General features: G+C 35.2%; 24 protein-coding genes. 11 read left to right on the plus strand and 13 right to left on the minus strand.

Annotated elements, in window-relative coordinates; translation table 11 throughout:
- The first annotated feature begins 2 nt into the window (after positions 1 to 2).
- The 7 genes from PBT91_RS04290 to PBT91_RS04320 all read left to right on the plus strand — a co-directional run bounded on the left by PBT91_RS04290 (position 3) and on the right by PBT91_RS04320 (position 6,086).
- The gene (locus tag PBT91_RS04290; protein WP_270060552.1) at positions 3 to 851 is read left to right on the plus strand and encodes a glycoside hydrolase family 16 protein; all 849 of its coding nucleotides are present in this window, start codon (positions 3 to 5) and stop codon (positions 849 to 851) included.
- A 6-nt stretch (positions 852 to 857) separates the two neighbouring features.
- Positions 858 to 2,084 (plus strand): DUF2264 domain-containing protein, encoded by a 1,227-nt coding sequence (locus PBT91_RS04295; protein WP_270060553.1) that lies wholly within the window; start codon positions 858 to 860, stop codon positions 2,082 to 2,084.
- 15 nt (positions 2,085 to 2,099) lie between these two features.
- Entirely contained in the window at positions 2,100 to 3,239 is a 1,140-nt protein-coding gene (locus PBT91_RS04300; RefSeq protein ID WP_270060554.1) for a glycoside hydrolase family 43 protein, read from the plus strand.
- Between the two features lie 346 nt (positions 3,240 to 3,585).
- Positions 3,586 to 3,810 carry a hypothetical protein gene (locus PBT91_RS04305; RefSeq protein ID WP_270060555.1) on the plus strand — a complete coding sequence of 75 codons (225 nt, stop codon included), beginning with the start codon at positions 3,586 to 3,588 and terminating at the stop codon, positions 3,808 to 3,810.
- Positions 3,811 to 3,895: 85 nt separating this feature from the next.
- The gene (locus PBT91_RS04310; RefSeq protein WP_270060556.1) at positions 3,896 to 4,096 is read left to right on the plus strand and encodes a hypothetical protein; all 201 of its coding nucleotides are present in this window, start codon (positions 3,896 to 3,898) and stop codon (positions 4,094 to 4,096) included.
- A gap of 9 nt (positions 4,097 to 4,105) precedes the next feature.
- Complete coding sequence (locus PBT91_RS04315; RefSeq protein ID WP_270060557.1) at positions 4,106 to 5,107, plus strand: glycoside hydrolase family 43 protein; 1,002 nt, start codon at positions 4,106 to 4,108, stop codon at positions 5,105 to 5,107.
- Between the two features lie 10 nt (positions 5,108 to 5,117).
- Positions 5,118 to 6,086, plus strand: a complete 969-nt coding sequence (locus PBT91_RS04320; protein WP_270060558.1) for a glycoside hydrolase family 43 protein — start codon at positions 5,118 to 5,120, stop codon at positions 6,084 to 6,086.
- Positions 6,087 to 6,183: 97 nt separating this feature from the next.
- Here PBT91_RS04320 and PBT91_RS04325 read toward each other — a convergent pair whose 3' ends face one another.
- Positions 6,184 to 7,506, minus strand: coding sequence for a sugar porter family MFS transporter (locus tag PBT91_RS04325; RefSeq protein ID WP_270060559.1), 1,323 nt, complete (start codon positions 7,504 to 7,506; stop codon positions 6,184 to 6,186).
- A 275-nt stretch (positions 7,507 to 7,781) separates the two neighbouring features.
- On the opposite strand from PBT91_RS04325, the gene PBT91_RS04330 reads away from it, so the two are divergent.
- Positions 7,782 to 8,141, plus strand: coding sequence for a hypothetical protein (locus tag PBT91_RS04330; protein ID WP_270060560.1), 360 nt, complete (start codon positions 7,782 to 7,784; stop codon positions 8,139 to 8,141).
- Between the two features lie 54 nt (positions 8,142 to 8,195).
- Here PBT91_RS04330 and PBT91_RS04335 read toward each other — a convergent pair whose 3' ends face one another.
- From PBT91_RS04335 to rpe, 3 genes are all read right to left on the minus strand, one after another.
- Positions 8,196 to 8,942: a DUF1835 domain-containing protein gene (locus PBT91_RS04335; protein ID WP_270060561.1), complete on the minus strand. Its 747-nt coding sequence runs from the start codon at positions 8,940 to 8,942 to the stop codon at positions 8,196 to 8,198.
- Positions 8,943 to 9,148: 206 nt separating this feature from the next.
- The gene (locus PBT91_RS04340) at positions 9,149 to 10,120 is read right to left on the minus strand and encodes a YpdA family putative bacillithiol disulfide reductase (protein ID WP_270060562.1); all 972 of its coding nucleotides are present in this window, start codon (positions 10,118 to 10,120) and stop codon (positions 9,149 to 9,151) included.
- Positions 10,107 to 10,769, minus strand: coding sequence for a ribulose-phosphate 3-epimerase (gene rpe, locus PBT91_RS04345; RefSeq protein WP_270060563.1), 663 nt, complete (start codon positions 10,767 to 10,769; stop codon positions 10,107 to 10,109). The genes PBT91_RS04340 and rpe overlap by 14 nt, the downstream gene beginning before the upstream one ends.
- Positions 10,770 to 10,900: 131 nt before the next feature.
- Here rpe and PBT91_RS04350 point away from each other — a divergent pair, with 131 nt between their 5' ends.
- Positions 10,901 to 11,899 (plus strand): lipoate--protein ligase, encoded by a 999-nt coding sequence (locus tag PBT91_RS04350; RefSeq protein WP_270060564.1) that lies wholly within the window; start codon positions 10,901 to 10,903, stop codon positions 11,897 to 11,899.
- Here the strand turns inward: PBT91_RS04350 and PBT91_RS04355 are convergent.
- Positions 11,896 to 12,330: a BLUF domain-containing protein gene (locus tag PBT91_RS04355; protein ID WP_333474258.1), complete on the minus strand. Its 435-nt coding sequence runs from the start codon at positions 12,328 to 12,330 to the stop codon at positions 11,896 to 11,898. The two genes, PBT91_RS04350 and PBT91_RS04355, sit on opposite strands and share 4 nt — an antisense overlap.
- A gap of 632 nt (positions 12,331 to 12,962) precedes the next feature.
- On the opposite strand from PBT91_RS04355, the gene PBT91_RS17635 reads away from it, so the two are divergent.
- Positions 12,963 to 13,064, plus strand: a complete 102-nt coding sequence (locus tag PBT91_RS17635) for a hypothetical protein (RefSeq protein ID WP_443089634.1) — start codon at positions 12,963 to 12,965, stop codon at positions 13,062 to 13,064.
- A gap of 151 nt (positions 13,065 to 13,215) precedes the next feature.
- Here the strand turns inward: PBT91_RS17635 and PBT91_RS04360 are convergent, their stop codons facing one another.
- The 6 genes from PBT91_RS04360 to tamL form a co-directional block, all read right to left on the minus strand.
- A complete protein-coding gene (locus PBT91_RS04360; RefSeq protein WP_013070425.1) occupies positions 13,216 to 14,079 on the minus strand; it encodes a sigma-70 family RNA polymerase sigma factor in 864 nt (287 codons plus the stop codon).
- Positions 14,080 to 14,362: 283 nt separating this feature from the next.
- Positions 14,363 to 16,567: a polyribonucleotide nucleotidyltransferase gene (locus tag PBT91_RS04365; protein ID WP_270060565.1), complete on the minus strand. Its 2,205-nt coding sequence runs from the start codon at positions 16,565 to 16,567 to the stop codon at positions 14,363 to 14,365.
- Positions 16,568 to 16,811: 244 nt separating this feature from the next.
- Positions 16,812 to 17,081, minus strand: a complete 270-nt coding sequence (rpsO, locus tag PBT91_RS04370) for a 30S ribosomal protein S15 (RefSeq protein WP_270060566.1) — start codon at positions 17,079 to 17,081, stop codon at positions 16,812 to 16,814.
- Positions 17,082 to 17,193: 112 nt separating this feature from the next.
- Positions 17,194 to 18,057, minus strand: coding sequence for an acetyl-CoA carboxylase, carboxyltransferase subunit beta (gene accD, locus PBT91_RS04375; RefSeq protein ID WP_270060567.1), 864 nt, complete (start codon positions 18,055 to 18,057; stop codon positions 17,194 to 17,196).
- 116 nt (positions 18,058 to 18,173) lie between these two features.
- Positions 18,174 to 19,241, minus strand: coding sequence for a class II fructose-bisphosphate aldolase (gene fbaA, locus PBT91_RS04380; protein ID WP_270060568.1), 1,068 nt, complete (start codon positions 19,239 to 19,241; stop codon positions 18,174 to 18,176).
- Positions 19,242 to 19,286: 45 nt separating this feature from the next.
- Positions 19,287 to 21,854, minus strand: a complete 2,568-nt coding sequence (gene tamL / locus PBT91_RS04385) for a translocation and assembly module lipoprotein TamL (protein WP_270060569.1) — start codon at positions 21,852 to 21,854, stop codon at positions 19,287 to 19,289.
- 38 nt (positions 21,855 to 21,892) lie between these two features.
- On the opposite strand from tamL, the gene PBT91_RS04390 reads away from it, so the two are divergent.
- Entirely contained in the window at positions 21,893 to 22,615 is a 723-nt protein-coding gene (locus PBT91_RS04390; protein WP_270060570.1) for a TrmH family RNA methyltransferase, read from the plus strand.
- Between the two features lie 147 nt (positions 22,616 to 22,762).
- Here PBT91_RS04390 and porT read toward each other — a convergent pair whose 3' ends face one another.
- Together porT and ubiE are read right to left on the minus strand one after the other, a co-directional pair.
- Positions 22,763 to 23,482, minus strand: a complete 720-nt coding sequence (gene porT / locus PBT91_RS04395; protein WP_270060571.1) for a type IX secretion/gliding motility protein PorT/SprT — start codon at positions 23,480 to 23,482, stop codon at positions 22,763 to 22,765.
- Positions 23,483 to 23,486: 4 nt separating this feature from the next.
- Positions 23,487 to 24,218: a bifunctional demethylmenaquinone methyltransferase/2-methoxy-6-polyprenyl-1,4-benzoquinol methylase UbiE gene (gene ubiE / locus PBT91_RS04400; RefSeq protein ID WP_270060572.1), complete on the minus strand. Its 732-nt coding sequence runs from the start codon at positions 24,216 to 24,218 to the stop codon at positions 23,487 to 23,489.
- Positions 24,219 to 24,303: the final 85 nt, after the last annotated feature.

Raw genomic sequence — 24,303 nt, forward strand, 5'->3', positions numbered from 1 at the left:
AAATGAAATTAAAATTAGCCTTTTTAATCATTTCAATGTTTTCATTTTCAGGTTGCTTTTCCCAGCAGAGCAAAGAGAAAGTCGAAAATTATGAGTTGATATGGGCAGATGAGTTTGATAAAGCAGGAAACCCAGATATTCAATATTGGTCGTACGAAAAAGGATTTGTTCGGAATGATGAATTACAATGGTATCAGGCTAAAAATTCTATTGTAAATGATGGATTTTTAATGATTGAAGCAAGACGAGAAAAAATAAAAAATCCTAATTTTAAGGCTGAAAGTGAAAACTGGAAAGAAAACAGAGCGTTTGCCGAATACACTTCTGCAAGTTTAAATACCAAAGGGAAATTCAGTTTTAAATACGGAATTTTAGAAGTAAAAGCTAAAATAGATACCGCCACGGGAATGTGGCCGGCAATCTGGACGCTTGGTATCGAAAAAGGATGGCCCTCTAATGGAGAGATTGATGTGATGGAATATTATTTGGTCGATCAAAAGCCTGCAATTTTAGCAAATGCAGCATGGAAAGGCCAAACCGATTACGTGGCTTGGGATAGTGAAAAAATTCCGTTTTCAAAGTTCCTCGAAAAAGATCCAAACTGGGCAGATAAATTTCATATCTGGAAAATGCAGTGGACTTCAGAAGCGATTACTATTTATTTAGATGAGGAATTGCTCAATACAATCGATGTTGCAACTGCAACAAATCCAGATGGTTTTAATCCTTTTCAGCAACCGCATTATTTACTGTTGAATTTAGCAATTGGAAGTAATGGAGGCAACCCTGAAACAACAGCATTCCCAAAATATTATAAAATAGATTATGTACGAGTTTATCAACCGAAATAATAGATTATGAAAATATCGAATATTAAATTATTGTTTGTCTTTTTTATATGTACAGGTAATTTATTGGCGCAAGAGTTAGATCAGCCTAAACCTGAAAAAGTACGTGAATTTTATGTAGAATCGCTTGTAAAAATAGCCGATCCTGTATTAACCAATTTGGCAGAAGGAAAGCTTAAAGCAAATATGCCGGTAGAGCGTTCACCGGGAGCCTGGGACGATCGTAAACATGTAACTTATTTAGAAGCCTTTGGCCGAACTTTATCGGGTATTGCGCCTTGGTTAGAATTGGGACCAGATAATACCAAAGAAGGAAAATTAAGAAAAAAATATATCGAATTATCTCGAAAAGCGATTGATAAAGCAACAGATCCCGAATCACCAGATTTTATGAATTTCAATAAAGATGCACAACCTTTGGTAGATGCTGCATTTTTTGCTCAGGGATTGCTTAGAGCGCCTACCCAGCTTTGGGATCCGCTTTCAGAAGAAACGAAGCAAAATGTAATCGCTGCATTAAAATCTTCCCGCGATATTCAGCCTTACTACAGCAATTGGTTATTATTTACCGGAATGGTAGAAGCTGCTTTGCTTAAGTTTGATGGAAAAGCTGATGTAGTTCGATTAGCTTACCCTATCAATAAGCATATGGAATGGTATTTAGGAGATGGAATGTATGGTGATGGCCCTAATTTCCATTGGGATTATTACAATAGTTTCGTGATTCAACCTTTTCTAATGGATATTTTAAAAACGATGGAAGAAGAAGGTATTGGTCGTGAAAAAGATTTTGAAAAAGTACAATACAGAGCCAAACGCTATGCCAGTATTCAGGAACGATTAATTTCTCCTAACGGAACTTATCCGCCAATAGGACGATCTTTAGCGTATAGATTTGGTGCTTTTCAGACGCTTTCTCAAGTAGCTTTATGGAAAAATTTGAGTGAAGAGCTCAATCCTGCACAAGTACGGTCGGCATTATATGCAGTAATTAAAAATCAAATTGAAGCTGAAGGAACTTTTGATAAAGAAGGTTGGCTTCAGGTTGGTCTTATGGGGCATCAGAATAATATCGGTGAAGGTTATATTTCTACCGGCAGCTTGTATTTAAGTACAGAAGCATTTTTAGTTTTAGGACTTTCTTCTGAAGATGAATTCTGGACGGCACCTGCCGAAGCCTGGACACAAAAGAAAATTTGGAGTGGGCATACTATTCCAATCGATCATGCTCATTAATTTCCCCCACGAAATATGAAAAATCCAAAAATTAATTACCTCATTTTATTTGTATTGGTTTTTAGCCAATTTGGGTTAAAAGCGCAATTTTCTTCACCTAATTATAAAGCATTCTATCCAGGAGAAATCTGGAAGGATACCGATGGTGAACACATCAATGCACATGGCGGTGGAATTTTATTTAAAGACGGAACTTACTATTGGTATGGCGAGCATAAAGGAAAATCTAGTTTAGCACGAGTTGGGATAACAGTATATACTTCAGAAGATTTATATAATTGGAAAAATGAAGGCGTAGCGCTTTCAGTAGCAAAAGATCCAAATTCAGAAATTACTTCGGGAAGCGTTATGGAACGCCCAAAAGTGGTTTTCAATGAAAAAACAGATAAATATGTAATGTGGTTTCATCTGGAATTAAAAGATCAAGGATATTCCGCAGCAAGAACAGGAGTAGCCATTAGCGATTCGCCAACAGGACCATTTACTTATTTAAAATCGTATCGTCCCAATGCTGAAGAATGGCCGCGAAATTTTAAAGAAGAGTGGAAAGATACTCCTGAAAATGGAGATCCAGAAAAATGGTGGACGCCAAAATGGAGAAAAGCTTTAGCTGAAGGAATGTTTGTTAGACGTGATTTTGATAAAGGACAAATGTCCCGTGATATGACGGTTTATATCGATACTGATGGTACGGCATATCATATTACCTCTTCGGAAGAAAACCAGACGTTGCATATTTCAAAATTAACCGATGATTACCTTAATTTTACCGGAGAGTGGGTGAGGATGCAACCCGGTGGACAGAATGAAGCACCTGCGATTTTCGAGAAAGATGGTTATTATTATATGATTACTTCCGGGTTAACCGGTTGGGATCCCAATGCTGCTCGTTCGTTTAGAGCAAAATCTATCATGGGTCCCTGGGAAAAATTAGGTAACCCGGCTGTTGGAGAGGATGCCGACAAAACTTTCTTTTCACAAAGTACTTTTGTGTTACCAGTACAGGGAAAAAAAGATAGTTTTATCTTTATGGCAGACCGCTGGAAACCTAAAAATCATATTGATGGCCGCTATATCTGGTTGCCTATAGAGTGGAAGGACGAAAAACCAGTTATTCGCTGGAAAGATGAGTGGGAATTATCTGTATTCGAATAAAATTGTATTTAACAATTAAGCATGCAAAAAAGTGGTTTTGTTTCAAGTTTTTTAGTGGTTTTTGTATTCGGTATGTTAGCGTGGATCTACATCTGAAAAACATCAAAATACCTATGAAAATAATGAAATTAAAGCAGAAAAAATGGCAGCGTGATGGCGAAAAATATTTTTTTGGGGAATAACCATGGATTCGTTCTTATGAAGTACAGTAACTTAATTAATTGGAGTAAAACTAACATTCGCCTAGATGCCTCGTTTCCTGGTCTTAAAGAAGTTGGAACAGCATGGGCGCAGAGACGATATTTGATTCGAAAGAAGGTAAATTGATGTTGTATTATACTAGAGAATGGGAAATAAGCGCAATCGGATGTATTATTCTTATGTGAACGACAACTTTGATAGTTTGCTAAGTCCGCCAAAATTAATCTTCGTTCATCCAAAAGATGTATCTTATATCGATGCTGATATTAGTGAAATTGGCGATAAATTTCATATGTTTTGTACTCCGCATGATGGCACTCCAGGAATAAAGCAGGCAATTTCTTCAGAAATTAATCAAGGTTATCAATAATCAAGAAAAATGGATAGATAAAGAAACTAAAGCCAGTGTAGCCCCAAACGTTTGGAAAGTTAATGGCGAAGATAAATGGATCTTGATGTATGATATCTACGGAATTCAGCCGCATAACTTTGGATTTTTGGAAACTTCAGATTTTGAAAATTTCAGAGATCTTGGTTATTTTAATGAAGGAGCGATGAAAGCCACTAATTTTTCTTCACCAAAGCACGGTGCTGTGATTCATCTTACTAAAAATGAAGCTGAAATATTAGCTGATCAGTGGAATTTCGATTTTTAAAACTGAAGTATGAAATTTAAATTGGGATTGTTAGTCTTGTTATTGCTTTCGCAAATATCGATTGCCCAAAATAACATGCAGGCGTATCTTTTTGCCTATTTTGAAGGAACAGGAAAAGGCGAACTTCAAGAGCAGTTGCGATTTGCAGTAAGCAAAGATGCTAAAAATTGGAAAGCTGTAAATAATAATCAACCTATAATAGGTTCAGATAGTATTTCGAATTCCGGAGGTATTCGTGATCCTCATATTTTAAGAAATAACGACAAGTTTTTTATAGTAGCTACAGATATGTTTACTGTAAAAAATGGCTGGGAAAGTAATCCCGGAATTGTTTTGATGCATTCTGATAATTTGATCGATTGGAAAAGTACAGCAATAGATTTTAGAAAAGAATACCCTAAAAATTTTGAAAATGTACAGTGGGTATGGGCTCCACAAACTTTTTACGATAAGGCTAAAGATAAATATCTCATTTATTTTACGATTCGGTTTAAGGGGCAGGATAATCTTGATTTTTATAGCGCTTACGCTAACGAAGATTTCAGCGGTTTTGAAAATGAACCTACTTTAATGTTTCGCGCAAAATATGGTGCAATCGATGGTGATATCATTTATAAAGATGGGATTTACCATTTGTTCTATAAGGGAAATACTAAAGATAGCAGCGGTAAAGAATTTAAAAACGGAATTCAGCAAGCTATTAGTAAATCTTTGAGTGGACCTTGGAAAGAAGATTTTAAGTATTTAGATGCTTATGCAGACACAAAAATAAATGTTGAGGGATCTTCTGTATTTAAACTGAATAATAGTGACGAATACATCTTAATGTACGATCTGTATTCAAATGGTCGTTACGAATTTCAGCGTAGTACAGATCTTTTCAATTTTTCAGAAAAAACAGAAAGTTTTACAAAAGACTTTTTTCCCCGTCATGGTAGCGTAATTGGCATAACCAAAGAAGAATTAGAACGTATTAATAAGAAGTGGGGCGGTGTACCCGAAAAAGAATAAATTCAGATTAATGATAATAAGAAGCATTTTTATAGTGGTGATATGTTTGTTTTTTGCAGTGAATACTTATGCACAGCAAGATTCATCTATGATTTTTGAACCCAATCAGAACCCAATTTTCACACATAAATATACGGCAGATCCCGCAGCATTTGTAGAGGATGATGTTTTATGGTTGTTTACCGGCCATGATTACGAAGGTGGTCAAAAAGGTTATAAAATGAAAGATTGGCTAGTATTCTCTACAAAGGATATGAAAACCTGGAAAGAACATCCTATACCTTTAAAAGTCACCGATTTTAAATGGGCCACCAGTGGTGATGCTTATGCCGGTCATGTAGAGAAAAGAAACGGAAAATATTACTGGTACATAAGTACCAACTGGAATGGTATTGGTGTTGCCGTAGCCGATAAACCAGAAGGGCCTTATAAGGATGCATTGGGAGAACCATTATTAACTAATGAAGATTGTTTTGCTTCAACCCACTCCTGGACGTGCATTGATCCTGCGATATTTATCGATGACAACGATCAACCCTGGATCTTTTGGGGTAATGGGGTTTGCTACTATGCAAAGCTTAAAGATAATATGATAGAAATTGACGGTAAAATTAAAAAAATCGATTTTGAAGGTTTTGAGTTTACTGAAGCGCCATGGGTCCATAAAAAAGATGGAAAATATTATTTGACATATGCTACTGGTTTCCCCGAAAAGATTGCTTACGCCATGGCAGATGATATTGAAGGGCCTTACGAATACAAAGGTATTTTAAATGAAATTGCAGGAAATAGCAATACCAACCACCAGGCGATAGTAGATTTTAATGACGAATGGTATTTTATTTACCATAATGGTGGGATTCAAAATGATGGTTCAAGTTATAGCCGATCTGTTTGTATTCAAAGAATGGAATACAACGAAGATGGCACTATAAAACCTATTGTAATGACCACTAAAGGAATTTATGAAGAAGAGTAAATTATCTTAGGGCAAGCCCGTAAGGCATTCGTTGAATATAAATTTTTAATTTCGAGGCAAGCCTCGGGGTATTTTACCCATTGGTAGAGCCAATAAATTATTCTCTTTCAGAAAGGCCTAGGCCAAGATCTTCTAAAGATTTTCCTTTGGTCTCTGGCATCATAAATTTTACGAACAGTAATTGCAATACCATCATAAACGCAAAACAGGCAAATACCCAACCAGGCCCTATACTTCCAAATAAAATGGGCACCAAAGATGGTATAATAGCAGCCAATACCCAATGCGTAGAAGATCCAAATGCCTGCCCGCCTGCGCGTAAATGGTTTGGAAAAATTTCAGAAATAAAAACCCAAATTACAGATCCCTGCCCGATAGCATGAGCGGCTATAAATATAAAGATAAAAATAGGTACGCTTAATCCACCCCAATCCAAAAAGAATGCGGCCGAAACCATTGCCAGAGAAATGACATAACCAATCGAGCCGATATACATTAAAGTTCTTCGTCCTAATCTATCGATAAGAAAGAGCGCGATAAATGTAAAAATGATATTTGTTATTCCAACGCCAATACTGCTCATAAGTGAAGCGCTTTCCTCTAATCCTGCTTCCTCAAAAATTCTTGGTGCGTAATATAGCAGTGCATTTATACCAGAAAATTGATTAAAAAAAGCAATGAGAAAAGCCAGAATTAAGGGTTTTCTATACTTCTTCATAAAAATATTTTCTTTTGAAGATCTTCCGTGATCGGCCTGTCTTTTAATTTCAGTAATCTTTGCATCCAGATCTTTAGAAGTGTCGATTTTGGATAAAATAGATTTTGCTTTTGCGATCTTACCCTGTGAGATCAACCAGCGCGGACTTTGTGGAATAATAAGTACCAAAAAAGTATAGATCAAGGCAGGTAAAGCTTCCATACCAACCATCCAACGCCAGGGTTCGCTGCCAGTTTCCCGTAAGAGATAATTTGAGGCATAAGCGGCTAACATCCCTAAAACAATATTGAATTGGTAAAAAGCAACTAGGCGGCCACGATCTTTTTCAGGAGCGATTTCAGAAATATAAGCTGGTGCAGCGATGGTTGAAGCGCCAACGCCCAGGCCACCAACAAATCGAAATATCCCAAAGGTATAAGGATCGTCTACCAAAGCAGATCCTAGTGCCGAAATTACATATAAGATTCCTATAAAAAAGAGACTCTTCTTTCTTCCGAAGAAATTAGTAGGGAAACCGCCAAAAAGTGCTCCCGCTACCGTACCCCATAATGCCATACCAATTACAAATGTACCATGAAAAGCATCAGAGCTTTGCCATACTTGTTGTAATTGCTTCTCAGCTCCCGATATTACTACGGTATCAAATCCGAATAAAAAACCTGCGAATGCAGCACAAAGTGACCAGAGAACTATTTTATTCATTTTGTTAAAATAAAATTCAAATTTTTTTAAAATATAGCCATTTTTATTGAAATGATAATTTAAGCTTTAAAATTTCAGGAATTTGTATTTCAGAAGTTTATGGAAAATAAGCAATTATTTGATTCTGATTTTAGGTAGGTTAAAATTGAGACACTCACGAAAACGATATTGTGAAAGTTTTATATCTTCGAGTTAAACCTTACATAAATGCTTTTTTAAGTCTATGGATTGAAATTATTTTCGCTGAGTATTAACAACAAAAAACACTAAAAACTATGGCATCTTATTTAAGAACGGAGGAGATTAAAACATCATTGAGAGTATTGGTAAATCAATATATCGAGGAATGCAAGGATTGTAAACAAATCCCACAGGATTTTATTGATTTGCTACGTCATAATTTTTTAGCAAAATTTGTTTTTTATAACAAAAAAGAGGAAGCTATTGAAATTGGTATCAATCAAGGGTCAGAGCCTTCTGGATATCCGAACATAAAAGTGTTTAGTTTTCCGGTAAATAAGGCTTCAGAATGGTTTGACGAATCGTTTAAAAGCGATAAAAATGATCTTGAATTTTACGGAAAATTATTGAATAGAAATGAAATTATCAGTTCCTCGGAATTGGTGCTGATTTAACATACTAAAATGTTGTGATACATGCCCTGAAAGTTTCTTTCGGGGTTTTGTTTTTTATTGAAGTTTTTTTGCTTTTTCAAGTAGTTTTTTAACCTGTAGGTCACCAAAACCATAAATGCTTTCGCGTTTACAGAATTCTCTAAAAATAGAAGAAAAATCTTCAGTTTTCAGGTCAGTCATAATTTCTAAAATAGTGTTTATGGGACGACCGGGATTATTTTTCTTTGGAATTCTTGCTATATGAGCTTCAATCGCTGGGAGTAAAAATGGAAATTTATTTTGAAGTTTTTCAGCTAGTAGTCTAAGATTTTCCAGATCGTTATTTTGATAATGTCGCCAGAGTTCTGCAAAATTCTCGAGTTTATTAATTGGTTTGCGATCTTTGTAGGCTTTAATTAATTCGGCTTCACCTAATTTGCCAAAGGTGTATGGGCTATGCTCGTTGGGCATCACTAAAAAAACCTTGTTTAAATGTGGATTTTTAGCGATTAAAGAAGTTACAAACCATAAATTTACCTGGCAAAATAGATCTTGCTCAAACCAAAGATTAATTTCGCAGTCTTGCGTAATATTGAGAATTTTCTGAAACTCAGATTTTACGTTTTTAATGTAATTTTCTTCAGTTTCAGTATGAGTTTTACAAATAAATGTTGCTCTACTCGCAAAAAAATCGTCAAAATCAGTTTCCTGCGTGGGCCCTTCAATCAAACACTCACGGGCGATAATTAATTTGCCTGTAATCGCTTTAGGAAATTGATTTTTTAAGGCATCGCCGTTTAGAATATGATATTGAACTGGCATAGGAGAAAAAATGAATACCTAGAGTTAATTTATTTTAAGTTAAAAAAAAGAGATCCCAAATTCAGAAAAAATAAATCTTGAAATTGTATAATCTGGGATTAGATTTTATAATCGATCATCAATATTTAATTCTTAGAGGCTTGGTTTGAAATTGTAAAAAAGATTTTCGGATTCAAACTTCAGAGCTTGCAACGAGATGTTAAATTTTATCCAACAATGTTGGCTACAATAAGTTTTGCGTGAATGCGTGAATTTTCTATAAACCATTTATGAGTTTCCATCCCACCGCAAATAACGCCGGCTAGATAAATCCCGGGAATATTGGTTTCCATTGTATTTTCATCATACATCGGGATTCGCTTGCTTTCGTCTTTTAAAGCGATTCCTATTTTATTTAAAAACTCGAAATTAGGTCGATAACCGGTTAAAAGCAACACAAAGTCATTTTCTATATGCTCTTCGCCATCTTGCGTTTGCACGATCACCTCGTTTTCCTTGATTTCTTTGATGCTCGAATTAAAATATGCTTTAATACTTCCTTCTTCGATCCTGTTTACGATATCTGGTCTAACCCAATATTTTACACGCGGTCCAATATCTTCGGCTCTAACGATCATGGTAACGTCTCCGCCTTTTCTATATATTTCTAAAGCAGCATCGACAGCCGAGTTACTAGCACCAACAACAATGGTTTTTTGCGTAGCGTAATAATGAGGATCGTCGTAGTAATGCGCTACTTTAGGGAGTTCTTCTCCCTGAACATTAATATAATTTGGGATATCGTAAAAACCGGTAGCAACCACAACATTCTTAGCTTTATAAGAAGCTTTTGTAGTGATTACTTCTTTTATTTCAGCATCAGATTTTACTTCAGTAACCTTTTCAAAAAGACGAATGTTCATTTTGTTAGAAGTAGCAATTCTGCGATAATATTCTAAAGCTTCAGCCTTTCGTGGTTTAGGATTGGTGCTTATAAATGGGATTCCGTCCAACTCCAATTTTTCAGAAGTGGAAAAGAAAGTCATATTGGTAGGGTAGTAATAAAGGCTATTTACTAAACAACCTTTTTCAAGGATCACATAGGATAAACCGTGTTTTTCGGCTTCTAATCCGCATGCAATTCCTATAGGACCACCACCTATTATTACAATGTCGTAGGTATCGTTATTGGTTTGCAAGATTCTTAAGATCTTTAATAGTTTCTAATTGATTTTCAGCTTTAAAGACAAAACTACCGGCAACTAGAACATCTGCCCCAGCTTTTGTAAGTTCTAAAGCATTTTTATTGGTCACCCCACCGTCGATTTCGATTAGCGTTTCGGCATTATTATTAAGGATCATTTCTTTTAATCTTCTCACTTTAGAGTATGTATTTTCGATAAAAGATTGCCCGCCAAAACCTGGGTTAACGCTCATTATAAGAACTATGTCGATATCTTTTATCACATCTTTCAATAAATCGACATTAGTATGAGGATTTATAGCGACACCGGCTTTCATACCTTCAGCTTTTATCGCCTGTAAAGTTCTGTGCAAATGGGTACAGGCTTCGTAATGTACGGTTAAATGAGCTGCTCCGAGCGCTGCAAAATCTTTGATGTATCGATCTGGATCAACGATCATTAGATGTACATCCAAAGGTTTTTTAGCATGTTTTTTAATCGCCTGTAACACCGGCATTCCAAAAGAAATGTTGGGAACAAATACACCATCCATAATATCGATGTGAAACCATTGTGCTTCACTATTATTCACTGTTTCGATATCGCGTTGCAGGTTTGCAAAATCTGCCGCGAGTAGGGAAGGGGCAATTATTTTTTCTTTCATTGTTACAGTATGTTTCTCTAACAAAAATACTAAGAATATGTTTGACGTGTAAAGATTATAAGGAAAAGCTTACGCGACTTCTTTATCGATCTTTAATTGAATATCTTTGAAAAAACTAAAGAAAAAAGAGCATGATTTTTATCGAAAATGAAGGAAATAACGATCCTTTTTTAAATCTGGCATTAGAAGAATATATACTTCGGAATTTTAAACAAGGTCAGGATTACTTGTTGTTTTACATCAACGAACCTTCGATCATTGTTGGTAGAAATCAAAACACGCTTGAAGAAATTAATCATTCTTATGTTGAAGAAAACAACATTAAAGTAGTACGTAGAATTTCTGGGGGCGGTGCTGTTTATCACGATTTTGGGAATTTAAACTTCAGTTTTATTACCGATTATGATGTAAAAAGCCTAAACAACTTTAGAAAGTTTACCGAGCCGGTAATTAAAGTACTAAATAAAATAGGTGTGTCAGCCGAGCTGAAAGGTCGTAATGATATTGTAGTGAACGATCGAAAGATCTCTGGAAATGCCCAATTTAGTAGTGTAAAAAGAATGTTTAGCCACGGAACTTTGCTGCTAGATTCAGATTTGGATGAAGTAACCAAAGCACTTCAGGTGAAAATGAGTAAAATTCAGTCTAAAGGCCACAAATCTGTGCGCAGTCGTGTAGCTAATATTAGTGAGTTCTTGGAAGAACCTTTAGATATCGAAACCTTTAGAAGTATTATTTTAAAAGGACTTTACGAAGAGCGTGAAGAATTTGAAACTTATCATCTAAGCCCGGAAGAATGGGAAGGGGTGCATAAACTGAAAGCTGAAAAGTATAACTCTTGGGATTGGAACTATGGACGGTCACCTAAATTTAATATTCAACGAACAAGGCGATTCCCAATAGGGGAGATCGATCTTCGGATTTTTGTGGATAAAGGCCGAATTGAAGAGTTTAAGATTTTTGGCGATTTCTTTGGGAAAGAACCCGTTGCTAATATCGAAAATAAACTAATTGGCGCGCGTTACGATAAGCCAGAAATAGAATCTCTTTTAGCCGATATCGATACTAAATTTTATTTTGGAGATTTGCCAAAAGAGGATTTTATAAACCTTGTTTATGGCGAAGATTAAAAATTATCGCTGTGGAAAGCATTTAGAATATTTCGAACTGCCTTTTGTGAAGATTGATCTAAGGTTTTTAGACATTTTAGATAAGGTACGTCCTCATGATTTAAATTTTTAGAGCGTTTAGAGATGAAATTTGATTCATAAAATTCAAACGAATTCTTTTCAATTTCCTTATAAAAGATTTTTATCAGATTATGATGTCGCGTATCATTGCAAATATTGTTGAATAGATTTTTGACCGTATTCATTTCTCCTTCTATTACCTGAAAGAAATTCCCATCAGAATACAAAAGTAGACCAGTTAGCTTATGTTCTGCATTCCAGGACTGTGTCCAAGAGAGTATTTTGTCCACGTCTTTTTCATTAAGAGACGGAGCGGCCGAACTAACATAACATACAGCCCATCTTTTTATATTGGTATTAATTGGTTGAATACTAAAGTACTAAAATAAAATGATCCCTCTGCTATCCTTTTACTTAAAGATTGATTAGGAATGCTTATAAATGAAGCGACCCCGGGTCATCACTCCGGGGTCATTCATCAATCAAAAAACGAACAGTTATTTTCATGGTTGGGTCATCACTCCCACCACTAAACTGTTGTCATCTTAAATATTTTCGATATTTGATTTTTCATCAAATAAATTCAAAAGCTTTTGCTATTAAATATAGTCAGCAAATGTAAAAAGTTTTACTTAGAAAAAATAGATTTTAATTTAAGTTTAATATTTATAAGGTTCAATTTATGTTTCGTTATTGCTATTAGACCTTAAAATGTACCGGTTTTATTAGTTTGAATAAATGTTCTGGGAGATTTTTAAACCTTTTAAAAGTTCTACTTAAATTACTTAGAGCATTATACCCCACATTGTAATGAACGTAATTTAAATAATGGTTAAGAGTGATCATTTCCTGTTTAAAAAGTCGAGTTAAATTTTTAACCGAAAATCCATGTTTTTAGGAAACATTCTGAAGTGAAATCTATTCTTTATAATTTTCATCAACATAATGAAGTCTTTGGTTAGATGATCCGGAAATTAGTGAGGCACTTACGGATTATAGTCCCATGAAACGCCCTGCAGAACCAAATGAGGTTGCTCATCCTGTATTATTCTTATGTTCTCCTGAAGCTTCTTTAGTTAATGGTAGTGTATTTACGAAAAGCTAATTATTCGGATTTTGAAAACAATTCAGATATGCCCAAAAATGAAGCGACCCCGGTCATCACTCCGGGGTCATTCATCAATCAAAAAACGAACAGTTATTTTTATGGTCGGGTCATCACTCCCGCCACTAAACTGTTGTCATCTTAAATATTTTTAACCTAAATAGGTTTTTAAAATCTTACTGCGAGAGGTATGTTTTAATCTTCTTATCGCTTTTTCTTTAATCTGTCTTACCCGCTCACGAGTAAGATCAAAGGTCTCGCCAATTTCTTCAAGCGTCATAGGATGTTGATCTCCTAATCCAAAATATAAGCGAATAACGTCTGCCTCACGAGGAGTAAGCGTTTCTAGAGCACGCTCGATCTCTGTTCTTAACGATTCATGTAAAAGATCTTTATCTGGGTTTGGAGACTCACCAGATCGTAATACATCATATAGGTTAGAATCTTCACCTTCTACCAAAGGAGCATCCATAGATACGTGACGACCAGAGTTTTTCATAGACTCTTTTACGTCATTAATAGTCATGTCAAGCTCTTTTGCAATTTCTTCAGCACTTGGTGGGCGCTCGTGAGATTGCTCTAAGAAAGCAAAGGTTTTGTTGATCTTGTTAATAGATCCAATTTTGTTCAGTGGCAAACGTACAATACGAGATTGCTCAGCCAGCGCTTGTAAAATAGATTGTCTAATCCACCAAACGGCATAGGATATAAATTTAAAACCACGAGTTTCATCAAAACGTTTCGCAGCTTTAATAAGTCCTAAGTTACCCTCGTTAATAAGATCGGGAAGGGTTAATCCCTGGTTTTGATATTGTTTTGCTACAGAAACAACGAAACGTAAGTTTGCTTTTGTTAATTTCTCTAGCGCGCGATTATCACCTGCTTTAATTCTTTGTGCTAATTCTACCTCTTCATCGGCGGTAATTAAATCTACCTTACCTATTTCTTGCAAATACTTATCTAGCGAAGCAGTTTCACGGTTAGTTACCTGCTTCGTAATTTTAAGTTGTCTCATCTATCTTCTCCTGGATTTTAATTGTGAATAGCTCTTGTATATAGTTATACGTAGGAAGACTAAAAAATGTTACAAAATGTTTATGTATTTTTAATAAGATGCTATCCAAAAATGATATTTCGGGTTGGGCTTTCTGCTTCAAGTTTGCGTTGATTTCAGTAACTACGGGCTTTACACGCTAATCCCTAACGAAATAGATAATTTTAATTTTTAATAATAAAAATGATTATAAAATAAAAAAGGCATCGATTTACGATGCCTTTTTATTAAAAAAATACTATAACTATTTTTTGTCTCCTCTTGGTTTACGGTCTTCACGTTTAGTGTGATTACGATCACCACCTTCTTTACGTTCCGGACGCTCTGTACGTTCAGGTCTTGGAAGTAAAGCTTTTCTAGAAACTTTCTCTTTTCTTGTTTTTGGGTCTACACCAAAATATTTTACATCGATAACATCACCAAGGTTAACAACGTCTGTAACATTGTTTGTTCTTTCCCAAGCAAGTTCAGAGATGTGAAGTAATACTTCATTTCCTGGTGCGTCAAGATACTCTACAACTGCCCCAAAGTCTAGAAGCTTAATTACTTTCACTTCATAAACACTTCCTTTTTCAGGTTTAAAAGTAATTGAATCGATTTTGGCAAGAACCTTATCGATACCTTCTTGCTTAGTTCCAAGAATTTCTACGATTCCTTCTTCAGTAACAGGATCTTCATTGATCACGATTTCTGTTCCGGTTTCTTTTTGTAATTCTTGGATCACTTTTCCACCAGGACCAATTAAAGCGCCAATATAATCACCAGGAATCCTTCTGGTAATAATTTTTGGAGAATGTCCTTTTACGTTTTCATTTGGTTGCGCGATAGTATCGGTTAATTTTCCAAGAATGTGAAGTCTACCTTCACGTGCTTGTTTAAGCGCTTTTACTAAGATCTCGTAAGAAAGTCCTTTAATTTTAATATCCATCTGGCAAGCAGTGATACCATCTTCTGTACCGGTAACTTTAAAATCCATATCACCTAAGTGATCTTCATCACCAAGAATATCGGAAAGAACTGCGAAATCTTCTCCATCAGAAATTAATCCCATAGCAATACCAGAAACCGGCTTTTTAAGCTGAATCCCCGCGTCCATCAATGCCATTGTACCAGCACAAACAGTTGCCATAGAAGAAGAACCGTTAGATTCTAAAACTTCAGAAACAACACGAACTGTATAAGGACAATCTTCTGGAATCATTCCTTTTAACGCTCTTTGTGCAAGGTTACCGTGCCCAATTTCTCTTCTTGAAGTTCCTCTAATTGGGTAAGCTTCACCGGTAGAGAAAGGAGGGAAGTTATAGTGTAAGTAGAATTTTTCTTCGCCTTGGTATGTTGGAAGGTCTACTTGATTTGATTCTCTAGATGTACCTAAAGTTACGGTAGCTAGCGCCTGAGTTTCCCCTCTGGTGAAAATTGAAGAACCGTGTGGAGAGGGTAAGTAATCTACCTCACACCAAATTGGTCTAATTTCGTCAGTTTTTCTACCGTCTAAACGAATACCTTCTTTAAGAACTACATCTCTAACTGCTTTTTTATGGGCATCAGCAAAGTAAGAGCTTATAAGCTTTTGCTTTTCTTCAAGCTCTTCTTCAGTAAACATCGCCAAAACTTCTTCTTTTAAATTAGAAATAGCTTCGGTTCTTTCCTGTTTTGTGCTTCCCTGTTTAGCTACGTCGTAAGCTTTTTGGTAAACAGCATCATGTATTTTTTGTTGTAAATCTTCGTCAGCTTCAGCAACTTCGTATTCACGAATTTCAGTTTTTCCAGCGGCTTTTCTTAATCTAGATTGAGCTTCACACTGTACTTTTATTGCTTCGTGCGCAAATTTGATGGCTTCTGCCATTTCTTCTTCAGAAATTTCATCCATCTCACCTTCAACCATCATTACAGAATCTGCAGAAGCACCAACCATAATATCAAGATCGGCTTTCTCTAACTGTTCGAAACTTGGGTTGATTACCAATTCACCGTCTATTCTTGCTACTCTTACTTCTGAAATTGGAGCTTCAAAAGGTATATCAGAAACTTGAATCGCAGCTGAAGCAGCTAAACCAGCAAGTGCATCTGGCATCACTTCAGGATCATGAGACATTAACTGAATCATTACCTGAGTTTCGAATTTATAATCTTTAGGGAAAAGGGGTCTTAGTACACGATCTACTAATCGCATCACTAAAATTTCTTCGCTGCTAGGTCTTGCTTCACGCTTAAAATATCCGCCAGGAAAACGTCCTGCTGCAGCAAATTTTTCGCGGTAATCTAATGTAAGTGGGAAAAAATCCATTGTTGTAGGCGTATACGAAGATACTACCGTACACAAAAGCATCGCGTCTCCCATTCTAACAACAACAGAACCGTGTGCCTGTTTTGCTAGTTTTCCGGTTTCGATAGAGATTTCTCTTCCATCCCCAAGATCGATAACCTCTTTAAATGTTTGTGGAATCATAAATTTTGAATATTTGATCTGAATAACTTCACCAGATCTTTTTAGTTAAACATTTGGTCTTTCCGTCTTTATCTGGACGGCCAGGAGTTGTGTTGTTGTCGTTGCAGGCAGACCAATGAAAAACTACCCTTTTTGGGTGACAATTTTATAGATTGAAGTAATCTTAAATTGTAAAGAACTAATTTTTGGGTATTTGCAGCTACCCATGCTGTATAAAAAAAGGGGGCAAAAAGCCCCCTGAAAATTATTTTCTTAATCCTAATTCTTTAATGATCGCACGATATCTCATGATATCTTTCTTCATTAAGTAATCAAGAAGACTTCTTCTTTTCCCTACTAATCTTACTAGAGAACGCTCTGTATTGAAATCTTTACGATTGCTTTTTAAGTGTTCTGATAAGTGAGAGATTCTGTAAGTAAATAATGCAATTTGTCCTTCAGCAGAACCAGTGTTGGATTTTCCTTCACCGTACTTTTCGAAGATTTCTTCCTTCTTTTCTTTAGTTAAATACATTCCAATATTATTTAAATGATTTTTATGTATTGACAGTTTATCTGTCAGGCCGCAAATGTACTACTTTTTTGTACAATTACTAGGTATTGTTTGAAAATTCTTTTTCTGAAAATTAAGCTCTTACTGGTTGATTTTGAATAAGATCCAGATAAAGGTTCACCTTGTTCTTAAGTTCAGATCTTTTGGTGATAAAATCTAAAAAGCCGTGTTCTTTCAGGAATTCTGAAGTCTGGAAATCTTTTGGAAGATCTTTACCAGTGGTATCTTTTACCACTCGAGGACCTGCAAATCCAATAAGTGCACCCGGTTCAGAAATATTAATGTCTCCTAACATCGCAAAGGAAGCTGTTGTTCCTCCTGTGGTAGGATCTGTACATAGAGAAATGTATGGCAATTTAGCTTCAGCTAACTGTGCTAATTTTACTGATGTTTTGGCCAATTGCATTAAAGAAAGCGCAGCTTCCTGCATTCTTGCACCACCAGATTTAGAGATAATCATTAAAGGTAGATTATTTTGAATCGCATAATCTGCAGCGCGAGCGATTTTCTCACCAACTACAGATCCCATGGAACCTCCAATAAATTTAAAATCCATACATGCGATAACCAACTCTTTTCCTTTAGATTTTCCTACTGCTGTTCTTACAGCGTCTTTAAGTCCTGTTTTATCCTGAGCGGTTTTTAATCGATCGGTATATTTTTTAGTATCTTTAAAGTTAAGTGGATCTTTGGCAGAAAGTCCCTTGTCTAATTCTTTATAATTATTATCATCAAAAAGAATTTGGAAATATTCGTTACTTCCTATTCTTACATGATAACCATCCTCAGGACTTACATAGAAATTGCTTTCTAGTTGTTCTGCATCAACGATCTTTCCTGTTGGGGACTTATACCATAAGCCTTTTGGAACATCTTTTTTCTCCTCAGTAGGGGTTTGGATACCTTTCTGTGTTCTTTTAAACCAAGCAGCAGCCATAGTATTTCAAGTTTTTATCTCCTTTGTTCAATCTACTTCATTTACAAAAGAGCAATTAATATCTAAAAATAAAAACAGCCGAAATTAAAGAATTTCAGCTGTTTATTAGCGTTTTCTTATAAAGTATTAACGTTGTTAAGATCTTCGAAAGCTTTCTTTAAACGAGCTTTAAAAGTAAGTTCTCCTTCACGTACCCATTTTCTTGGATCGTAATATTTTTTGTTTGGAGAATCTTCACCTTCAGGATTACCAATTTGCGAAGCAAGATAATCTTTGTTCTCCCCCATATAGTCTCTAATTCCTTCAAGGTATGCGTATTGAAGATCGGTATCGATATTCATCTTAATAACTCCGTATCCAATAGCCTCACGAATTTCTTCTACAGTAGAACCACTACCCCCGTGGAAAACAAAATCGATATGGTTTTCTTCAACATTGTATTTTTTAGTAATATATTCCTGAGAGTCTTTAAGAATCGTAGGAGTTAGTTTTACGTTTCCTGGCTTATAAACACCATGAACGTTACCAAAGGCAGCAGCAATAGTAAACTGGTCACTAACTTTACTTAGTTCTTCGTAAGCGTAAGCTACTTCTTCTGGTTGTGTGTATAATTTTGAAGCATCAACATCACTATTGTCAACACCATCTTCTTCTCCACCAGTGATACCTAATTCAATTTCAAGAGTCATTCCCATCTTGCTCATGCGCTCAAGATATTTTTTACAAATCTCAAGATTTTCTTCAATAGGCTCTTCACTAAGATCGATCATATGAGAACTGTAAAGCGGCTTTCCAGTTTTTTCGAAATGTTCTTCACTTGCGTCTAATAATCCGTCGATCCAAGGTAAAAGTTTTTTAGCACAGTGATCTGTATGCATAATTACAGTTGCACCATAAGCTTCAGCCAAAGTTTGTACATGCTTCGCGCCAGCTACACCACCGGCGATAGCAGCTTTTTGATCTTCGTTAGAAAGACCTTTACCACCATTAAACTGTGCACCTCCGTTAGAAAACTGAATAATTACAGGAGAATTTAATTCAGCAGCAGTTTCTAATACAGCATTAATACTGCTAGAGCTTATTACGTTTACTGCAGGAAGGGCAAATCCTTTTTCTTTCGCGTAATTGAATATTTCTTGTACTTCTTTTCCGGTTGCTACACCTGGTTTGATATTGTGACTCATAATTTAAGTTGAATTAGGTTTACAAAATTAATAAAATAAACTGGCTTAGAAAGGATAATTAATCCCAACATTATAAACCGCATGCCCAAAATTGTATTCTTTAAACCATCTGTTGCCTAAAGATCTGCCTGGGTTATAGGTTTTAAAGCCGATATCAAACCTTAAAATAAAAAAGTTGAAATCGTAACGCAAGCCAAAGCCAGAGCCTATAGCGATATCTTTTAAATCGGAAAAAGAGGTAAATGTTGATGCCTCATCTTCCACAATATCCAGGACATTCCAAATATTTCCAATATCTACAAAAAATGCACTGTTTAAAGAACCAAATAGATTATACCGATGTTCTAAATTAAGAGCTAATTTCATATTAGCTTCATTAAATTCATTACGACCGCCACTGCTTCCGGGGCCAAGATCGTAGGCTTGCCAGGCGCGATTATCATTAGGGCCACCGGCAAAGAAACTTCTTGTAAACGGGATACTATTGGCATTTCCGTAGGGAATCGCAATACCACCAAAAGCTCTTATAGCAAAGATATTTTGATGACCTAAATCCCAATGCTTAATAAAATCAACTTCGGGTTTTACATACTGCGAAAAATTAACGCCAAGAATATCGTAATTCCCACTAGGATTTTTATCTAGACCACCAAGAGCAGATACCGCATATAAAAAATTACCGGCGGTTTCTATTTTTATTCGGAAACGGGTAAATTCACGGTCGTAAAGATTATCTTTAGTATTCCATAAATAGGTGAAATTTGATGCAAATATTAAATTATTCTCTGTTAAACGTTGTTTTCGCTCGCCAATATTCCTTACAAGTTGTGATTGATTAGTTGTTAGCCCCGTAGTTGTGCTTCTATTATTGTTAATGTCACTAATAAAAGCATTAGCACCTTTAGGAATTGTAAGATCTCCATTACCATTTAAGTAAGCAGGATCTGTCACTACATTTACCGAATTTACGACTTCATTTAAGTCTTGATAAGAACTTCTATAAACATTAAAGTAATTGGCAGCGTTTAAATTTCTTACATACTGGATATCGAGTAAATCAAAACTATTTGTAAGTTTTTTAGAAGGAGTCCACTTATAGTTTAATTCTCCGGTAATATTTTGCTTGTCGAGCCCAATATTAGTTTGCGTACTAACTCCAATACTTAGCGACGTAAACGGAGACATATATTTAGGAACTAGCTTCTCTGTATTAACAGGAAAGAAAATACGTGGGAAAGTTAAACTAACATCAGCACCAATTTCAGTAATATCGAAAAAGCGATCCTCGCTGCTGTTGGTTACGGCATCTTTGGAAGAACCAATACTTCCTCTTGCCGATATTTCAAAATTTTCAGCACCTCCAAATATGTTCCTAATCAATAGCGAGCCACCAAAGCCAATCCCAAATTTTTGAATATTAGATTGAGAAAGATCAAAATTAAAACCCAAAGAATACTTTTGTTGTGGTGTTAAGAAAATATTGGTAATTAAATCGGTTCCCGTGCTATCTTCGGGATCTGGCATATATTGAATATTGGGGTATTTAAAAACTCTATACGAATTTAAACGGCTGTAGGTTCTGGTACGATCGATATCCCGGTAAATTCTTCCAGGTCTTATAAAAACGGCATCGGTAATTGCTTCAGGTTTATAGTCTAACTCATCATAAGAATAGAGATAGTACCCTCCTTTTACCTGTGCACTGTCTAATAAAGGTCTATTTTTATTGGTAAATTTATAATCGGTTATAATATTTACACGGCTAATTTTATGAATTTTGAAGCTCTTTTTTACCGTATCTTCTTCAGCAGTAGGTAAATCACCAATAATTACACTCGTGTTTACATTATAATTGGTATTAATTGTATCTGCATCAAAACTTATATATTCCTGTTCAAAATTATAAACACCGTTATTTCTAAAAAGGGAAGTTAATCGATCCCTTTCAGCATTATAATCTAAGGTTTTGTATTGTTTGCCAGATTTGATAATCGAATTTTGATCGTGCTCATTATAAATAGAATCTAACACTGGAGAACTGATCCTTGTTTTGATTGAATCTACATCATAAGCCTTTCCGGTTTCTACAAAATACTCTACTCGAGCTCTTTTTTCTTTGTCTAAAGGAACAATTTCTGAAGATGTTTTTACATTAAACCAGCCATTATTCCAGTAATATGATTTTAAATTCTCTTCGGAATCCTGAATGTCTTTATTTTTTAAGATCACAGGAGCTTCGCCGGTACGTTTTAACCAGGCATTAAAATCTTTTTTATTCTGAATTAATTGATCAAATTGCTTTCTGGAAAGCCGATTTACAAGCCTTCGAAATTTTACCGAATCCTGAATATATTTCTCATTCAAAATAGAATCGATATGAGGTCTTGCCAAATTATAGAAATGCAAACGCAAAGGTATGCCCAGTAATTTTGTATTTGGTTCTTGATCTAGCTGCCCGTAAATGCTGGTTTGATTGGTTTTTTCGCCATTAACGTAAATGTCGTTTTGTTCCAAAAGCTGCTGCTTTTCCTCTAGGCGCTTTACAGCATCACAGGAAAACAGAAAAAGGGTTACTAAAAAAAATAATGATATTTTTGCGAAAAGCCTTTTCAAACAGTAGGTTTTAAAGTGATCAAAAATACATTTTTTGGATGGTTAGTAAAAGCCAAATTAAATTAATAACGAGCCTGGGACAAAAAAAGTACCGACAAAAAAACGGACTCTTTGTTGCTGAGGGAATCAAGGTGATTCGCGAATTTTTAAATTCTGATTTTCAGTTAGTAAATTTATTTGCTTCCGAATTTGTTTTCGATATTCCTGAAGAACAGTTTGTTCTAGCTGAAGAACGAGAATTAAAGAAAATCAGTTTTCTTAAAACGCCACAAACTGCATTGGCGTTGTTTAAAATTCCGCAGCAAAATTTAGAAGTTTTGGATGATCTAACGATTGCCTTAGATGGCGTTCGCGATCCAGGAAATTTAGGTACGATTATAAGACTTTGCGATTGGTTTGGTGTTAAGAATCTAGTATGTTCTAAAGACACAGTAGATTGTTACAATCCAAAAGTGATACAATCTACGATGGGATCGATTACTCGTGTAAATGTAATTTATAAAAATCTCACTGAATTTTTACAAGATCAGGATTTAGTAACCTATGGTACTTTTATGGAAGGCGAGAATGTCTACCAAAAGCAACTTCAGCAAAAATCTATTTTGGTAATGGGTAACGAGGCAAACGGGATTACTTCAGAAATAGAAGAGTTGATTTCAGAAAAAATAAGTATTCCTCAATTTGGCCAATCTCAGGAAACTGAAAGTTTAAATGTAGCAACGGCCACAGCAATTTTTCTAAGTGAATTCCGAAGAAAATAATCTTTAAGTTTTTTTTAAAAAAAAAAGGCTTGAATTTTATCGAATCTTGCTTGCTCGTCTAGATGAAATCCTATAATCTTATTGGCATAAGAGTAAACAAAAGTTCTCTGATAAATTTTAATTTTAGAATTATCTTGAAGTGATTTTTTACTGAAAAGTAAAGTTTAAAAAGACAGCTCTGGTCGTCATTTTATCAATATTTCCTGTGTAAATACTGTTAGGGATATCATCTCGAACCAGTTCGTCATTCAAACCAAAAACACCGCGTATAGAAGGTGTGAACTTGAAGTAGTAAAGATAAAAGTCAATACCAAATCCAATTTCCCAATTATAATTATTAGTGGTCATTCTAAATTGCCCTGCATAATTATCATCTTTATTGTCTTCGTTACTCGATAGATTTGTAGAATAAGAAAATCCACCTAGAATAAAAGGGCGAAAATTATTTAAACGATTGGTGTTTATTTTTAATAATAACGGGACGTGTATATAAGTAGAATTGATCTCGCGATATCTATTATCTGCATTAACTCCATTTCCGGGTGTAAAATAAAACCCTCTGGAAGTGAAATTTACACCTGGTTGTAATCTTAAATCTACATTTTTATGCAGTTTTAAGTTTCCTAATAATCCAACATTAAAACCGATGTTTTTGTCTACTGCTATTTCGCGACCTGTAATTGAGTTTGAATCGTAGTCTTTGTAATCGAAATGAAAGTCGTAGCTGTTAAATCCAAGAAAATAACCCCAAGACCACCTTTTATTATCAATATCGACGCTTTGCTGCACCTTTTCTTTTGAAAAGAGCTGAGCTTGCATTGGTTTTAGAGAAAATATGATGATGAATAGGATAAAATATCGCTTCATACAATTACTTTGATGCATTATATATTGTGGCAACTCCTAAAGTTTGTGGAGCACTTGCTACAGATATAAACCCAATTTTCTTTAAAATATTGTTGAATTGTTCTCCATAAGGAAATTCTGCCGCACTTTTGCTTAAATAGCTATAGGCATCTTTATCTTCCGAAAAAAGTTTTCCTATAGTTGGCAAAATTAAGTTAGAGTAAAATTTATATCCTTGTTTAAAAGGGAATTTGGTAGGTACAGAAGTTTCCAGGACGATAAATAATCCTCCTTTTTTAAGGACACGGTAAATTTCTGATAAGCCAAGTTCTAAATTCTCGAAATTACGAACTCCAAATGCAACCGTGATTACATCAAAAGAATTATCCTCAAAAGGTAAAGCTTCAGAATCTCCCTGTATCATTTCTATCTGGGTTTGCAGATTTTTAGACATAATTTTTTTACGTCCAACTTTCAGCATTCCTTCAGATAAATCCAATCCAACGATTTTTTTAGCATCGGCAGCTTCAGCAATTTGTATAGCAAGATCTCCTGTTCCCGTAGCAATATCCAAGACCGTCTCTGGCTGGTGATTTTTGGCCATTTGTACAACCTTTTTTCTCCAGCTCACATCGGTTCCCATAGAAATAACACGATTCATCCCGTCATATTTGCCAGAGATTTTATCGAACATTTGCTCTACCTGCTGCTTTTTACTTTGGGGAGAACCATCGTAAGGAGTAATTTTTTTGCTCATTTCTGCAATTTTGGTTCAAAGATAAGTTTTATAGAAGAATTAGTATATAAAGATTTCTGAATTGTTCTTATCCACTCAGTTTTAG

The sequence above is a fragment of the Zunongwangia sp. HGR-M22 genome (assembly GCF_027594425.1).
In the GTDB taxonomy this organism is placed as follows: domain Bacteria; phylum Bacteroidota; class Bacteroidia; order Flavobacteriales; family Flavobacteriaceae; genus Zunongwangia.

Excerpts from the sequence above, each read along its gene's own strand:
- PBT91_RS04290 (WP_270060552.1), top strand. The coding sequence starts at position 3 with ATGAAATTAAAATTAGCCTTTTTAATCATTTCAATGTTTTCATTTTCA.
- PBT91_RS04295 (WP_270060553.1), top strand. The coding sequence starts at position 858 with ATGAAAATATCGAATATTAAATTATTGTTTGTCTTTTTTATATGTACA.
- PBT91_RS04300 (WP_270060554.1), top strand. The coding sequence starts at position 2,100 with ATGAAAAATCCAAAAATTAATTACCTCATTTTATTTGTATTGGTTTTT.
- PBT91_RS04305 (WP_270060555.1), top strand. The coding sequence starts at position 3,586 with ATGGGAAATAAGCGCAATCGGATGTATTATTCTTATGTGAACGACAAC.
- PBT91_RS04310 (WP_270060556.1), top strand. The coding sequence starts at position 3,896 with ATGTATGATATCTACGGAATTCAGCCGCATAACTTTGGATTTTTGGAA.
- PBT91_RS04315 (WP_270060557.1), top strand. The coding sequence starts at position 4,106 with ATGAAATTTAAATTGGGATTGTTAGTCTTGTTATTGCTTTCGCAAATA.
- PBT91_RS04320 (WP_270060558.1), top strand. The coding sequence starts at position 5,118 with ATGATAATAAGAAGCATTTTTATAGTGGTGATATGTTTGTTTTTTGCA.
- PBT91_RS04325 (WP_270060559.1), bottom strand. The coding sequence starts at position 7,506 with ATGAATAAAATAGTTCTCTGGTCACTTTGTGCTGCATTCGCAGGTTTT.
- PBT91_RS04330 (WP_270060560.1), top strand. The coding sequence starts at position 7,782 with ATGGCATCTTATTTAAGAACGGAGGAGATTAAAACATCATTGAGAGTA.
- PBT91_RS04335 (WP_270060561.1), bottom strand. The coding sequence starts at position 8,942 with ATGCCAGTTCAATATCATATTCTAAACGGCGATGCCTTAAAAAATCAA.
- rpe (WP_270060563.1), bottom strand. The coding sequence starts at position 10,769 with ATGAAAGAAAAAATAATTGCCCCTTCCCTACTCGCGGCAGATTTTGCA.
- PBT91_RS04350 (WP_270060564.1), top strand. The coding sequence starts at position 10,901 with ATGATTTTTATCGAAAATGAAGGAAATAACGATCCTTTTTTAAATCTG.
- PBT91_RS17635 (WP_443089634.1), top strand. The coding sequence starts at position 12,963 with ATGAAACGCCCTGCAGAACCAAATGAGGTTGCTCATCCTGTATTATTC.
- PBT91_RS04360 (WP_013070425.1), bottom strand. The coding sequence starts at position 14,079 with ATGAGACAACTTAAAATTACGAAGCAGGTAACTAACCGTGAAACTGCT.
- PBT91_RS04365 (WP_270060565.1), bottom strand. The coding sequence starts at position 16,567 with ATGATTCCACAAACATTTAAAGAGGTTATCGATCTTGGGGATGGAAGA.
- rpsO (WP_270060566.1), bottom strand. The coding sequence starts at position 17,081 with ATGTATTTAACTAAAGAAAAGAAGGAAGAAATCTTCGAAAAGTACGGT.
- accD (WP_270060567.1), bottom strand. The coding sequence starts at position 18,057 with ATGGCTGCTGCTTGGTTTAAAAGAACACAGAAAGGTATCCAAACCCCT.
- fbaA (WP_270060568.1), bottom strand. The coding sequence starts at position 19,241 with ATGAGTCACAATATCAAACCAGGTGTAGCAACCGGAAAAGAAGTACAA.
- PBT91_RS04390 (WP_270060570.1), top strand. The coding sequence starts at position 21,893 with ATGGTTAGTAAAAGCCAAATTAAATTAATAACGAGCCTGGGACAAAAA.
- porT (WP_270060571.1), bottom strand. The coding sequence starts at position 23,482 with ATGAAGCGATATTTTATCCTATTCATCATCATATTTTCTCTAAAACCA.
- ubiE (WP_270060572.1), bottom strand. The coding sequence starts at position 24,218 with ATGAGCAAAAAAATTACTCCTTACGATGGTTCTCCCCAAAGTAAAAAG.